The sequence below is a fragment of the Candidatus Microthrix parvicella Bio17-1 genome (assembly GCF_000299415.1).
Classification (GTDB): domain Bacteria; phylum Actinomycetota; class Acidimicrobiia; order Acidimicrobiales; family Microtrichaceae; genus Microthrix; species Microthrix parvicella.
On the sequence record NZ_AMPG01000004.1, the window covers coordinates 135,702 to 149,025 of the forward strand.

The 13,324-nt window shown below is 67.7% G+C and carries 13 protein-coding genes; 2 read left to right on the forward strand and 11 right to left on the reverse strand.

Annotated features, from left to right (window positions below):
• Positions 1–7: 7 nt before the first annotated feature.
• The 6 genes from MPARV_RS0116360 to MPARV_RS0116390 all read right to left on the reverse strand — a co-directional run bounded on the left by MPARV_RS0116360 (position 8) and on the right by MPARV_RS0116390 (position 4,802).
• On the reverse strand, positions 8–385 hold the full coding sequence (locus MPARV_RS0116360; RefSeq protein ID WP_157789690.1) for a DUF2304 domain-containing protein: 378 nt from the start codon (positions 383–385) through the stop codon (positions 8–10).
• A gap of 10 nt (positions 386–395) precedes the next feature.
• Complete coding sequence (locus MPARV_RS0116365; RefSeq protein ID WP_157789691.1) at positions 396–1,142, reverse strand: glycosyltransferase family 2 protein; 747 nt, start codon at positions 1,140–1,142, stop codon at positions 396–398.
• A 61-nt stretch (positions 1,143–1,203) separates the two neighbouring features.
• Positions 1,204–1,467: a hypothetical protein gene (locus tag MPARV_RS0116370; protein WP_012229300.1), complete on the reverse strand. Its 264-nt coding sequence runs from the start codon at positions 1,465–1,467 to the stop codon at positions 1,204–1,206.
• A gap of 94 nt (positions 1,468–1,561) precedes the next feature.
• Positions 1,562–2,536 carry a DNA-3-methyladenine glycosylase family protein gene (locus MPARV_RS0116375; RefSeq protein WP_020379039.1) on the reverse strand — a complete coding sequence of 325 codons (975 nt, stop codon included), beginning with the start codon at positions 2,534–2,536 and terminating at the stop codon, positions 1,562–1,564.
• Positions 2,533–3,024 carry a PGPGW domain-containing protein gene (locus MPARV_RS21595; RefSeq protein ID WP_157789692.1) on the reverse strand — a complete coding sequence of 164 codons (492 nt, stop codon included), beginning with the start codon at positions 3,022–3,024 and terminating at the stop codon, positions 2,533–2,535. The genes MPARV_RS0116375 and MPARV_RS21595 overlap by 4 nt, the downstream gene beginning before the upstream one ends.
• Before the next feature lie 20 nt (positions 3,025–3,044).
• Positions 3,045–4,802: an AMP-binding protein gene (locus MPARV_RS0116390; RefSeq protein WP_020379041.1), complete on the reverse strand. Its 1,758-nt coding sequence runs from the start codon at positions 4,800–4,802 to the stop codon at positions 3,045–3,047.
• Between MPARV_RS0116390 and MPARV_RS0116395 the strand changes: the two genes are divergently transcribed.
• Together MPARV_RS0116395 and MPARV_RS0116400 are read left to right on the forward strand one after the other, a co-directional pair.
• Positions 4,791–5,561 carry a DNA-3-methyladenine glycosylase family protein gene (locus MPARV_RS0116395; RefSeq protein WP_157789693.1) on the forward strand — a complete coding sequence of 257 codons (771 nt, stop codon included), beginning with the start codon at positions 4,791–4,793 and terminating at the stop codon, positions 5,559–5,561. The two genes, MPARV_RS0116390 and MPARV_RS0116395, sit on opposite strands and share 12 nt — an antisense overlap.
• An 86-nt stretch (positions 5,562–5,647) precedes the next feature.
• Positions 5,648–6,736, forward strand: a complete 1,089-nt coding sequence (locus tag MPARV_RS0116400; RefSeq protein ID WP_012229305.1) for an S-(hydroxymethyl)mycothiol dehydrogenase — start codon at positions 5,648–5,650, stop codon at positions 6,734–6,736.
• A gap of 33 nt (positions 6,737–6,769) precedes the next feature.
• Here MPARV_RS0116400 and MPARV_RS0116405 read toward each other — a convergent pair whose 3' ends face one another.
• The 5 genes from MPARV_RS0116405 to MPARV_RS0116425 are packed head-to-tail and all read right to left on the reverse strand — an operon-like array spanning position 6,770 to position 13,315.
• The gene (locus MPARV_RS0116405) at positions 6,770–9,157 is read right to left on the reverse strand and encodes an ATP-binding cassette domain-containing protein (protein ID WP_020379043.1); all 2,388 of its coding nucleotides are present in this window, start codon (positions 9,155–9,157) and stop codon (positions 6,770–6,772) included.
• Between the two features lie 47 nt (positions 9,158–9,204).
• The gene (locus tag MPARV_RS0116410; RefSeq protein WP_012229307.1) at positions 9,205–10,230 is read right to left on the reverse strand and encodes an ABC transporter ATP-binding protein; all 1,026 of its coding nucleotides are present in this window, start codon (positions 10,228–10,230) and stop codon (positions 9,205–9,207) included.
• Position 10,231: 1 nt separating this feature from the next.
• Positions 10,232–11,458, reverse strand: a complete 1,227-nt coding sequence (locus MPARV_RS21600; RefSeq protein ID WP_012229309.1) for an ABC transporter ATP-binding protein — start codon at positions 11,456–11,458, stop codon at positions 10,232–10,234.
• Positions 11,455–12,375 (reverse strand): ABC transporter permease, encoded by a 921-nt coding sequence (locus tag MPARV_RS0116420; RefSeq protein WP_020379044.1) that lies wholly within the window; start codon positions 12,373–12,375, stop codon positions 11,455–11,457. Before MPARV_RS0116420 ends, MPARV_RS21600 begins: the two co-directional genes overlap by 4 nt.
• On the reverse strand, positions 12,368–13,315 hold the full coding sequence (locus MPARV_RS0116425; protein WP_012229311.1) for an ABC transporter permease: 948 nt from the start codon (positions 13,313–13,315) through the stop codon (positions 12,368–12,370). The genes MPARV_RS0116420 and MPARV_RS0116425 overlap by 8 nt, the downstream gene beginning before the upstream one ends.
• Positions 13,316–13,324 lie beyond the last annotated feature (9 nt).

Below are 13,324 nucleotides of genomic sequence, written 5' to 3' on the forward strand. Positions count from 1 at the left end.
GGGTCGCTCAGTCGGAGGGACCGTCGCCGGGTTTTACGACGCGCACGGCCGGCTGCTGTTGTTGGGTGTCGTGGGTTCGTGCATCGAGGAGGGCGACCGCCTCGGCGAGCGACCGGGTGCGGGCCTCCAACCGGCTCAGCTCTCGAACCGCGACCAGCGACATCCCCGAGGCGTACGCCAGCACCAGCAACGCGATGAGGCCCATCGGCGATCCAACACCCAGACGGTCGGCCAACGACCAGGCCATGCGAGGCCAGGCCGCCAGCAGGCCCACGAGGACCCCCAGCCCCATCGTGGGAACCGCATACTTGACGCGAAGCCGACCGAGACGAATGAACCACACCACCGTGCCCACCGACGCCACGGCCCACACGGCCGCGAGCACCCGCCACACGTCAGGCCCGCCTTCGTCGCTGCAGCATCAACGCCATCCACATGCGCAGGTAGTGAAAGCCCAAGCGATGCCCACGGTGCGACGGGACACCGGCGACGCGCGCCCGGCCCGTGATGGGCACCTCCACCACCCGGAACCCCAGCAGATGGGCTGAGATCAGTGCCTCAACCGATTCGAGGTAGTCCAACGGGTACTCGCGGGCGAACGACTCACACATCGGCCGGGAGAACCCCCGAAAGCCACTGGACGGATCGGTGTGGCGGGCGCCGGTGTGGAGCCTGACCCCAAGGCGCATCCAGCGCATGGCCAGCGCCCGTTGGGCCGAGGGGAGGTACCGGTCGCCGGGCACCTCGTCGGCGGGGTCGAACCGGGTGCCGATCACCAGGTCGGCCCCGTCGGCCAACCCGACCAGGATGCGTCTGATCTCGCACGGATCGTGCTGACCGTCCGCATCCAATTGGATGGCGCCGTCGTAGCCGGCATCGACCGCATGGCGGAATCCCGTGCGCAGTGCGGCGCCGATCCCCAGGTGAATCGGCATGGGCGCGACCGCAACCCCCATCCGGCGGACTTCGCTGACGGTGCCGTCGATCGATCCGTCATCGACCACCAGCAGGTCCAGGTTGGGGAGACTGCGCCGAACCGTCTCGAAGCGTTGCAGCAGCGTCGCGATCGACGCCTCCTCGTTGTAGGCGGGCACGATCACGAGGATGCGTGGGCACGGCGCCGCACCGCCCTCATCAATCAAGCAGGCCTCCACCGGTCCAGACTACCGCCGGTTCTCCCGCAGTCCCGGCCCCATCCCGTGCTCAGGCCGAGATCAACGCCACCGGCGCAACCCGGGTGGTCGTGCCGCCGGCTGAACCGCTTGACGGTGCCTCACAGGCGGTTGCGCGGATGACCAGGAGCTGGTCGGTACGGAAGCTGGCCACCCGTTCCGACCAGCAGTCGATTGCGCGCCGGGCGTTGTTTGACCGAAAGAACGTCGTCATCGTTCGTTCGGGCTGGTAGGCGTCCACGTCGTCGACGCGATGGGTGGAACCGTCCCGCAGGTGAACCTCAAAAGCTGCCATGTGACGACGGTACGCCCTTCACCCTGTGGGGAGGAAGAGGACAACCCTGTGTCTTTCGCGGCGATCTTGGGGACGGCCTGTGAGCTGCTGTGGATCACATGGAGGCGATGGGGAGAGGCTTGTACCTGGAGGCTCGGCGGGGCGCCCGAATACGGGTCGACTTGATCAACTGCTGAACCCTTGCCCGGTTGCCGGCATAGGGCGCAAGCAACTCCAGCATGCGGTCGTCGTCGGCTCGCTCCTCGCGGGCCAGCGCCCAGGCGACGGTCGATGGCAGATGCAGGTCACCGATCAACACGGCATCCGGGTCGCCCAGTGCCACGCGGGTGGCGATCGACGCCGTCCAGGGCCCCACCCCGGGCAGGGTCATCAGGCGCCGGCGCACGTCGGCAGGTGGGAGCGTCACCAGGGCGTCGATGGTCGCTGCCCGCCGAGCCAGACCCACGAGAAGGTCGCCCCGGGAGCGGTCCACCCCGTAGCGGTGTAACTCATGCGCGGCCAGTCGGGCCAACACCCTGGGTTGGGGCGGAACCAACAGCGTCGGCAGCTCGGCCTCGCCGAGCAGCACGTTCAGGCTGGGGTCGTTGGGGGCGCCTTCGCCCAGGTCGCGGCACAACGCCGTCCACGATCCGTGGGCCTCTCCGGCGGTGACCCGTTGGCCCAGCACGGCAGGAAACAAGGCGCCGGAGAGGTCGCCGGTGGCTCCCATCCGAAAGCCCGTGCGTCGGCGGGCCAACCGTGCCAGAGCAGGAGGGTGGACCTCGAAGAGTTGTCGATGGTGATCGTCCAGCCCGATCAGCGTGGGGACGTTGTCGAGCGCCTCGGCAGCGCCGTCGCCCACGGCCACCGCCAGGACCGAGTCGTCGACGATCCGAAGCCCCAACGTTGCCGGACCCGATCGCCGGCTGCCCACCCACAACGCACGGTCGGCTCGGAGCCATCGGGTCGGAGCGGAGCCTCCGCGCAGTCGGCCCAGCGTGGCCTGCAAATCCATGGCACGGTCGAGTGGCCAGGCGGCACGCTCCACGCTGTCGCCGGGGCGACGAGACGCACCGGGCCGACCGCTCATGCACCGGTTTTGAGGTAGATCCCAACCGCGATGCCCGACGCGGTCAACAGCCCAATGACCAGCCAGGTCGAGCGGGGGATCCGCCCGTCGGCGGGTACGCCCGGGATCTTCTCGCGAATGAAGTGCAGGGCCTGGTCGGCCCACACCACGTCCTTGGACAGGATCGCCAGACCTGCGGCGATGCCCAGCCACCCTGGACCTGGAATCACCAGCATGATGACACCGACCAGCATCACGGTGAAGCCCAACGTCATCCGGCCGACGCGCAACAGGACGCTGCGGTGGGCGTCGGCGGAGGTCTCCTCCCGCTTTCCGGTTGCCAGTTCGGCGGCCAGCGCAGCGGCACGCAGGCGCCCGTGCTCCTTCGGCTCGATCAGCACATCTGACGAACGCCGAAATCGCGAGCCGCTCGGTCGCCGGAACATGCCCAGCACCGGGTCGCTTGATGACTTCCGGGAGCCGGTTGCGTCACGCTCGGGGCCCCTCATGGCCACGAGCGTACCGCCGCTCATCGGTCGAGTTGGCTCCGAGCCCAGCGATAGTCGGGTTTGCCACTTGGAGAGCGCACCACCTCGTCCACCACCACCAGGCGTCGAGGCAGCTTGTAGTCGGCCAACGACAGGCGTCCAAACTGCCGAAGGTCGTCCAGGTTCACCGAGGCACCGGGCCTCAGGGCCGCCACGACTCCGACCGCCTGACCGAACTGCTCGTCGACGGCCGGGGCAACCAGCAGGTCGACCACCGCCGGGTGCCGGTTGAGGCAGACCTCAACCTCCTCGGCAAACACCTTTTCGCCTCCGGTGTTGATACAGGCCGATTCGCGACCCAGCAGTTCGATCCGCAGTTGGTCGTCGCCGGCGAGGGTGTACCGGGCCCGGTCCCCGGTGACGGCCAGGTGCTGCCCGTCGAGTACCGGGAACGTTGCCGCCGTGCGTTGTGGATGGCCGAGGTACCCCAGCGGAACCCGACCCCGCCGGGCCAACCATCCGACCTCCGACTGCTCGCCGGCGGCCGGTGGCTCGATGATCGCCGAAACCGATTCGTTGAGGATGACCGTGGCGTCGTCGGGCTGAAAGACCCGGGCGTCCGGTACGGCCTCACGAGCTGTGACTGCACGATGCCTGTGCACGGCTGTGACTGCACGATGCCTGTGCACGGCTGTGACTGCACGATGCCTGTGCACGGCTGTGACTGCACGATGCCTGTGCACGGCTTGTCTCCCCGACTCCGAGCTGCCGAGCACGTCCACCACGGTGAGGTGCGGCCACCGTTCGATGAGCTGTGCCTTGACCGCCGGCGACAGGGTTGCGCCGCCGGTCAGCAGGTGACGCAGCGAGGCCAGCTCGCGGTGACGCCCTCGGTCGGCCTCCAGCAGGGGACGAGCGAAGGCATCCCCCACGATGATCAGCGCCGACGCGGCACCCCACTCCACGGCATCGAGCACCGCGTCGGGATCGAATCGCTCAGGATGTTCCGGCAGGACGACGGTGCCGCCCTTGAGCCATGCGGCCAGTGCGTTCCAATGGGCGGCACCGTGCATGAACGGGGGAGCAGGCAACGTGGCCGGGCCGTCCGGCGGCAACCGGCGTGCCCACTCGGTGACCCCCCGGCTGAGCGCTGCCGGGGCGAAACCCAGCGCCGAGACCGCAAAATCGCTCTGGCGCCACAGCACCCCCTTTGGCGTGCCGGTGGTGCCGCCGGTGTACACCAGGTACCGGTCCTCGTGACTCCATTGGCGTCGCACCTCGTTGTCCAGCGGCCCGGCCGCCCTCAGCAGGTCCTCGTACAGGATCGCACCCGGCAGAAGGTCGTGGTCGGACTCGTCAGGCACACACACCAGCAACCTGGGCACGATCTGCAGCCGGGTCAGTACCTCGTGCAGCGTTGGTGTGAAGCACCGGTGGTACACGATCGCCTCCGGTGTGCCGTCATTGAGGAGGTCGACAAGTTCGGTGGCGCGGTAGCGGTAGTTGACGTTCATCGCTGTTGCCCCGGCCTTCCACGCACCGACCATGGCCTCCAGGTAGGCCGGGTGATTGTGGAGGTACAGGGCCACGCGTGGGTTGGGGCACTCCCACGGTTGGGCCGGACCATCGTCTGCTGTGGAGCGACGACCGATCCCGGTGGCCGCCAGTGCCGCCGCGAGCGCATCGGTACGGGACGCCAAGTCCGCCCACGTGGTGGTGTGGTTGCGTGTTCGAATGGCGGCGGCGGTTGGGCGGTGCGAGGCGATCGCGTCGAACAGCGTCGGAACGTGCGGGTCCATCCCGCTCGAACCAAGGACGGGTGCAGCGCCGGGCGCAATGGTGGGTTCGTCAACGATGACCGGATCGTACCGGTGGCGCCGTTCGTTCCGCAGTGGTGGACCGACCGGGTTGAGTGGAAGGCTCGCACCATGGCACGAGCGGTTCGTTGGGTCTATGAGGGCATCGATGCCATTCGAGGCAGGTCCCCCGAGATCGATGCGCTCATCGACCGACACGGAGCGCCGGCATGGGGTCGGCCCATCCCGGCCGGCGAGCGGTTTGCCACGCTGGCGCGCATGATCGCCTATCAGCAGCTGGCCGGTGCGGCGGCGGCGGCCATCTGGGGGCGCGTGGAGGCGGTGGTTGGGGCACCCGTCGAGCCGCGTGCGATACGGGTCACCGGCGAGGCCGAACTGCGCGGCGCCGGTCTGTCGCGGGCCAAGGTTGCGGCGGTGCACGACCTCGCCGACCGGGTGCTCGACGGGCGCCTGCGCCTGGGCCGCCTGGGGTCGTTACCCGACACCGAGGTCATCGAGCGGCTCACCAGCGTGCGTGGTATCGGCGAATGGTCGGCGCAGATGTTTCTCATCGGTGCCCTGCGCCGCCCGGACGTGTGGCCCTGCGCCGATGTGGGTGTGCGGGCCGGATGGGCCAGGGCGCACGACGTCTCGGCACCGTCGGTGCACCAGATGCCGAAGCTTGGCGAGCCGTATCGGCCCTACAGGTCGCTGGTGGCCTGGTACTGCTGGCAGGCCGCGGATACGCCGTTGCCTGGGTGAGGGTTGGGTCCGGTCGCGAGGGCCAGGTGAACCCGGCCCGGCCGAGTATCGTCGGTGGTCACCGACCAGGCCGAGGGGGCACAGCGATGTCGATGACCGTTCGTGGAGTGATTGCGCGCAGCGAGGGTGCACCGGTGGAGGTGACCGACATCGTCGTGCCCGACCCCGGCCCCGGCGAGGCCCGCGTGACCGTGCAGGCCTGCGGGGTGTGTCACACCGACCTTCACTACCGCGAGGGCGGCATTTCCGACGAGTTTCCGTTTCTGCTCGGCCACGAGGCCGCCGGCGTCGTCGAGTCGGTCGGCGAGGGCGTCACCGAGGTCGAGGTGGGCGACTTCGTGGTGCTCAATTGGCGGGCGGTGTGCGGCGAGTGTCGGGCATGCGCCAAGGGCAGGCCTCAGTACTGCTTCAACACCCATAATGCCGTTCAGCCCATGACGCTCACCGATGGCACGCCACTGTCGCCGGCCCTGGGCATCGGCGCATTCGCCGAGGCCACCCTGGTGGCGGCCGGGCAGTGCACCAAGGTGAACCCTGCCGCCGACCCGGCGGTCGCAGGCCTGCTCGGTTGCGGGGTCATGGCCGGCTTCGGCGCCAGCGTCAACACCGGAGAGGTCGGCCGGGGCGACTCGGTGGCCGTGTTCGGTTGCGGCGGCGTGGGCGACGCTGCGATCGCCGGAGCTGCGTTGGCCGGTGCCACCACCATCGTGGCGGTCGACCGCGACCCGAAGAAGCTGGAGTGGGCCAAGAGCTTCGGGGCCACGCATACGGTGGACGCGTCTGCGGTGGACGCGGTCGAGGCCATTCGGGAGGCCACCGGTGGTTTTGGCGCCGACGTGGTGGTGGAGGCGGTCGGCCACCCGGAGGTACTCAAGCAGGCGTTCTACGCCCGGGATCTGGCGGGCACGGTGGTGCAGGTGGGCGTGCCCACCCCCAACATGGTGATGCCCGAACTGCCGATGATCGACTTCTTCGGTCGGGGCGGGGCGCTGAAGCCGTCGTGGTACGGCGACTGTCTGCCCAGCCGTGACTTCCCAGAACTGGTCGACCTGTACCTGCAGGGCAGATTTCCGTTGGAGGCCTTCGTCACCGAGCGCATCGGCATCGACGGTGTCGAGGAGGCGTTCGCAAAAATGGGCACCGGCGAGGTGCTCCGCTCCGTCGTCGAGATGTGACCGTCGTCGAGATGTGACTGCCTGAATCGCCGCTCAGGTGTTGAGGTAGGCGGCCAGGTGCCGGCCGGTGAGGGTGCTCTGGTCGGCAGCCAGGTCGGCGGGCGTGCCCTCGAACACCACCCGGCCTCCGTCGTGACCTGCGCCGGGGCCGAGGTCGATGATCCAGTCGGCGTGGGCCATCACCGCCTGGTCGTGCTCGATCACGATGACCGACCTGCCCGACTCGACCAGCCGGTCGAGCAGGCCGAGCAGGTGCTCGACGTCGGCGAGGTGGAGCCCGGCGGTCGGCTCGTCGAGCACGAAGATGCCGCCCCGCCCGCCCAGATGGGTGGCCAACTTGAGTCGCTGACGTTCGCCACCGGACAGGGTCGGCAGCGGTTGACCAAGGCGGAGGTACCCCAGCCCGACGTCGACGAGTCGGGCAAGGATCTTCTGCGCCGCAGGTGTCGTGGCGTCACCGTCGCTGTGACCCTCGCCGCCCCCGCCGAAGAACCGTTCCGCCTCGGCGACCGGCATGGCGAGCACCTCGGCGATGTTCCTTCCGCCCAGCGTGTACTCCAACACCTCCGCCTGAAACCGCCTGCCCTCGCACACCTCGCACGGGGTGGCCACGCCCGCCATGACGCCCAGGTCGGTGTAGAGGACGCCGGCGCCTTTACACTCGGGACAGGCACCGTCGGAGTTGGCGCTGAACAGCGCCGGCTTGACGTCGTTGGCCGTGGCGAAGGCCTTGCGGATCGGGTCGAGCGCCTTGGTGTAGGTGGCCGGGTTGCTGCGGCGCGACCCCTTGATCGCACCCTGATCCACGGCGATCACCCCGTCCCGGCCCGCCAACGATCCGTGCAGCAGCGAGCTCTTTCCCGACCCGGCGACGCCGGTGACGACGACGAGCACTCCCAGCGGGATATCGACGTTGACGTCGACCAGGTTGTGCGAGTTGGCACCGCGTATCTCCAGCGCCTCGCTCGACGTCCGCACCGTCGACTTGAGGACCGCACGGTCGTCGAGGTGGCGCCCGGTGACCGTGTCGCTGGATCTCAGCCCCTCGACGGTGCCCTCGTAGGTGACCGCGCCACCCGCCGTGCCGGCACCGGGCCCCAGGTCGACGACGTGGTCGGCGATGGCGATCGTCTCCGGGTCGTGCTCGACGACCAGCACGGTGTTGCCCTGGTCCCGCAGACGCAGCAGCAGCGAGTTCATGCGTGCGACGTCGTGGGGGTGGAGCCCGACGGTGGGCTCGTCGAACACGTAGGTGACGTCGGTCAGCGATGATCCGAGGTGACGAATCATCTTGACCCGTTGTGCCTCGCCGCCCGACAGCGTGCCCGAGGGACGATCGAGGCTGAGGTATCCGAGCCCGATGTCCTCGAACGAATCGAGCAGGTGCAAAAGCCCGGTGAGCAGCGGCGCAACCGAGGCCTCGTCGAGCCGCCCGACCCAACCGGCGAGGTCGCCGATCTGCATCGCACACAGCTCGGCGATGTTCAGGCCGTGGATGGTGGACAGCCGCGTGGCCTCGGCCAGTCGGGTGCCGGCGCATTCGGCGCAGGTGGTAAACGTCACCGCCCGCTCGACAAATCGGCGGATGTGGGGCTGCATGGCCTCGACGTCCTTGGACAGGATCGTCTTTCGGAGCTGGGGGATCAGGCCGAGGTAGGTGAGGTTGGTGCCCTCCACCTTGATCTTGGTGGCGTCCTTGTAGAGCAGCTTGTCCAACTCGGCATCGCTGAACTCGCCGATCGGCTTGTCCGGGTCGAACCAGCCGCAGCCGCGGTAGATGCGGCCGTACCAGCCCTCCATGCTGTAGCCGGGGACGGTGATCGCCCCCTCGTTGAGCGACTTGGTGGTGTCGAAGATGGCGGTCAGGTCGATGTCGTCGACGGCGCCCATGCCCTCGCAGCGCGGACACATGCCGCCGGTGATCGAGAAGCTGCGGGCCTCGCTGGTTGTGCGCCCCTGCTTTTCGACGCGCACCCGACCCGATCCGCTGATCGATGCGACGTTGAAGGAGTAGGCCTGGGGAGAGCCGAGGTGTGGAGTGGCCAAGCGGCTGAAGAGGATGCGCAGCATGGCGTTGGCATCGGTCACCGTGCCCACCGTCGATCGTGGGTTGGCTCCGAGGCGCTCCTGATCGACGACGATCGCGGTGGTCAGGTTTTCGAGCAGGTCGACGTCGGGCCGTGCCATCGTGGGCATGAACCCCTGCACGAAGGCGCTGTAGGTCTCGTTGATCAGCCGCTGGGATTCGGCGGCGATCGTGCCGAACACCAGGGAACTCTTGCCCGACCCGGAGACGCCGGTGAACACGGTGAGGCGTCGTTTGGGGAGCTCGACGCTGAGGTTGGCCAGGTTGTTGACCCGTGCGCCGTGCACCCGGATCGTGCCATGGGTGTCGGCGGGATGGGGTGGGTCAGGCGTCATCGCAGCGACTATCAGGCTGTCGGCGCGTCCACCCCGACCGTCGCTGCTCAGGCCTTGACGGTGGGTGCATCCACCTTGGTCTCCGTGAGCGGAAAGTGGCAGGCCACCCAGTGGTCATCGTCGACCCGTGCCATTTGTGGCTCGGCCTGGCTGCAGATCTCCTGGGCCAGTGGGCAGCGGGTGCGAAACCGGCATCCCGAGGGGGGTGTGATCGGGGAGGGCAGTTCGCCCTCAAGGCGAAACTCGATGTCTTGGGGCACGTCGGGATCGGGCACCGGGATCGAGGAGATCAACGCCCGGGTGTAGGGGTGCGCAGGTGCGTCGTACAGCGCATCGGGTGGGCCGATCTCACACATCTTCCCCAGGTACATCACCGCCACCCGGTCGGAGATGTTCTTCACCACGGCGAGGTCGTGGGCGATGAACACCAGCGTCAGGCCATAGCGCTGCTTCATTTCCTCGAGCAGGTTGAGGATCTGTGCCTGCACCGACACGTCCAGTGCCGACACCGGCTCGTCACAGATGATCAGCTTGGGGTCGGTGATGACGGCCCGGGCGATCGAAATGCGTTGACATTGACCGCCGGAGAACTCGTGCGGCTTGCGTTCGCCGGCCGCCTCGGGGTCGACGCCGACGTCGGACAGCGTGGCGGACGCCTTCGCCAAGCGCTCGGCCTCGGTGCCCGTCTTCCAGATGTTGAGCGGCTCGGCGACGATATCGGTGACGGTGCGGCGAGGATTGAGCGACGAGATGGGGTCTTGGAAGATCATCTGCATCGTGGGACGGGTGGCTCGGAGCGCCTCGCCCTTCAACGCGGTCAGGTCGGTGCCGTCCAGGGTGACCGACCCGCGGGTGGGGGGTGGCAACTGCATGATCGCCTTGCCCGTCGTCGACTTGCCGCAACCCGACTCGCCGACCAGACCAAGGGTTTCGCCGGGTGCCACGTCGAAGCTGATGTTGGAGACGGCGTTCACCCGGCGGCCGCCCTTGGCGGGAAACTCCATCACGAGATTTTCAACCCGAAGGAGTACCTCGTCGGCGGGTCGCAGATGGGCGGTTCCGGAACCGGCCATGTCAGGCCTCCTCTGAACGTTGTTGTTGGGCCTGATCTGCGGTGTCGGCAAGTTGTTCACGCACCGACGCCTGAGGGTTTCGTGTTGGGGCAGTCGTCGGGCTGTCGGCCAACTGGTCGCCTGGCAGCGACACACCGGCCTTGCGCAGTTGCACCCGAATCTCATCGTTTTCCGGTGAGCCGACTGGAAAGTGACAGGCGTAGAAGTGGCCGGGAGTGGTGGCGCTCTCCTGCAGTTCGGGCTGTTCGGTGCGGCATCGGTCCTGCACGTAGGGGCACCGCGGGCTGAAGCTGCAACCCTCCGGCGGATTCACCAGGTCGGGAGGCCGACCACCGATGGCCACCAGGCGGGTGTGCGACGCCATCTCCAGCTTGGGGATGGCGGCCAGCAGCGCCTCGGTATAGGGCATCTTCATCTCGCGGAAGAGCACCCTGGTGGGGGCACGCTCCACGATGCGACCGGCGTACATCACGGCGATTTCGTCGGCCCGTGACGCCACCACACCCAGGTCGTGGGTCACCAGGATCATGCCCATGAAGCGCTCGCGCTGCTGCTCGGCCAACAGGTCGAGCACCTGGGCCTGAACCGTCACGTCGAGTGCGGTGGTGGGCTCGTCGGCGAACAGCAGCTTCGGGCCGCACGCCAACGCCACCGCGATGACGACCCGCTGGCGCATGCCGCCTGACATCTCATGGGGGTAGACGTCGATGCGCTTGTGGGGTTCGGGGATCCGGACCGCCTCCAACAGCGCCAGGGTGCGCTCCCGGGCCTCGCTCTTTGACAGGTCCAGGTGCACCCGCATGCTTTCGGCGATCTGATTGCCCACCTTCATCACCGGGTTCAGAGCGGTCATCGGGTCCTGGAAGATCATGGCCATCTCGGTGGCCCACAACTTGCGGTATTCCCCCTCGGACAGGTCGGTGATGTCGCGTCCGAGGAGCCGCACGGTGCCCGACCGTTCGGTGTTGCGCCGAGGGGTGAGCCCCATGATCGACCGGCTGGTGACCGACTTTCCCGACCCGGACTCGCCCACCAGGCCAAGCGTCTTGCCCCGTTCCACCGACAGGCTGAGGCCGTCGACTGCGCGGACGAGGCCCCTCGGGGAACGGAACGAGGTACGAAGGTCGGTGACCTCCAACAACTTCGAGGTTGCGGTCAGGTCGTCACCGGCGTTGCCCGAAGCGGTGCCCGGCTCGTCGGTGGCGGTGGCTTGGGTGGCGGGGCTCACAGGAGGCTCTCCCTCACGTTGAAGCGTTTCTGGATGACGTCGCCGAGAAAGTTCAGCGACATGACGGTAAAGAAGATGCAGATCGTGGGAGCGATCACCATCATCGGCACCCGTCGAAGTTCCAGCTTTCCCTCGGCCATGATGTTGCCCCATGAGGGGGTGGGCAGCTTGACCCCGAGCGACAGGAAGGCCAGGCCGGCCTCCGCCACGACGGCGACCCCCACCGCCAGCAGCGTGATGGCCATCATCGCGGGAACCACGTTGGGCAGCACGTCCCGAAACAGCACCCTCCACGGCTTTGCGCCCATGGCTTTGGCGGCCATCACGAAGTCTCGGTCGGCCCACGCCATGGTGTTGGCCCGGGTGATGCGGGCCAACAGCGGTATGGCGATGATTCCGAGCGCCACGATCAGTACGAAGATCCGCTTGGCAACGGAATCATCGGCGCCGTTGGCAAAGACCGAGACCAGCAGCAGTGCCAGAACCAACTGCGGGAACGCCAGCATGATGTTGAAGCTGGGCGAGAGGACGGCGTCGAACCCGCCCCGGAAGTAGCCGGACACCAGGCCAAGAAACCCTCCGACCACCACACCGATGAGGACGGCGCCAAGAGCGATGAGCAGGGTCCACTTCGATCCGTTGATCACCCGGGACAAGATGTCTCGTCCGGTGGCGTCGTAACCCAACCACGCCGAGCCACTGGGCCCGTTACGGGACAGCAACGGGTTGACCGCCTCGGGGTCCGGAAGGAACAGCGGGGCCAGCGTTGACGCCAGGGTGATAAAGGCAAGCCAGCCGATACTGAGCCAGGCGCCCAGGCCCAGGCCGTGCTTCTCGTCGGCGGGGGGCAGTTCTTCGGCATGAGCCGGATCAAGCCCTCCTACGGCGTTCATGGTGGGTGTCGTCACATCAGACATTTCGAATCCTCGGATCGACCACGCCGTACAGAATGTCCACGCCGATGTTCACCACGACGAACAGGATGGCCATCGCCGCCACGTAGGTTTGGAGCGCGCCGTATTGGAGGCCGATGATCGCCTCGGCGGTCAAGGTGCCCAGCCCCGGGATCCCGAAGATCACCTCGACCACCAGGGCCGAGCCGATCATGGTGCCAACCGACAGGCCGGCAACGGTCAGCAGCGTGATCGACGACGCCCTCAGCGCGTGGCGCCACATGATGCGCCGGGGCGTGAGCCCCTTGGCGCGGGCCATGGTGATGAAGTCTTGGCGCAGGGTGGCGATCAGGTCGGTGCGCAACAGCCGCATGTAGATGGCGGCGGGGCCCAGCGACAGTGCGAACGCCGGAACGATGACGCGTCTCAGGTGCCCGACCGTGTCGTACCAGGGGTCACGCCAGCCGCTGGGCGGTAACACCTGCCACTTCACGCCCAGCCAGTAGGCAAGTAACAGGGTGAGCGCAAACCCGGGTATGGACAGCGCCGCGTACGCGGAGTTGGAGATGGCGCGGTCCGCGAAACCTCCCTCGTGGGAGGCCGACCAGATCGCCGCCGGCACCGCCATCGCCAAGGCGAGAAACTGGGCCCACAGCATGAGGATCGCCGACGTGCGGAGGGCCGGCCAGAAGCGGTCGGCGACCGGTCGGGTGGACGACACTGTGTAGTAGTTGCCCAGGTCGCCGGTGACGAAGCCGCCCAGCCATTTCACGTAGCGCACCGGCACGGGATCATCGAGGTGAAGGTCGGCTCTGATGGCCTCTCGCTGCTGATTGTCGGCGAACGGAGCGATCACCTTCACCGGATCGCCCGGCAGGAATGACATCACCACCGAGGTCACGAAGGTGACGACCAGCACCACCACCACCAGTTGGAACAGGCGGGTCAACACGAACTTGGTCATGAGCGGCGT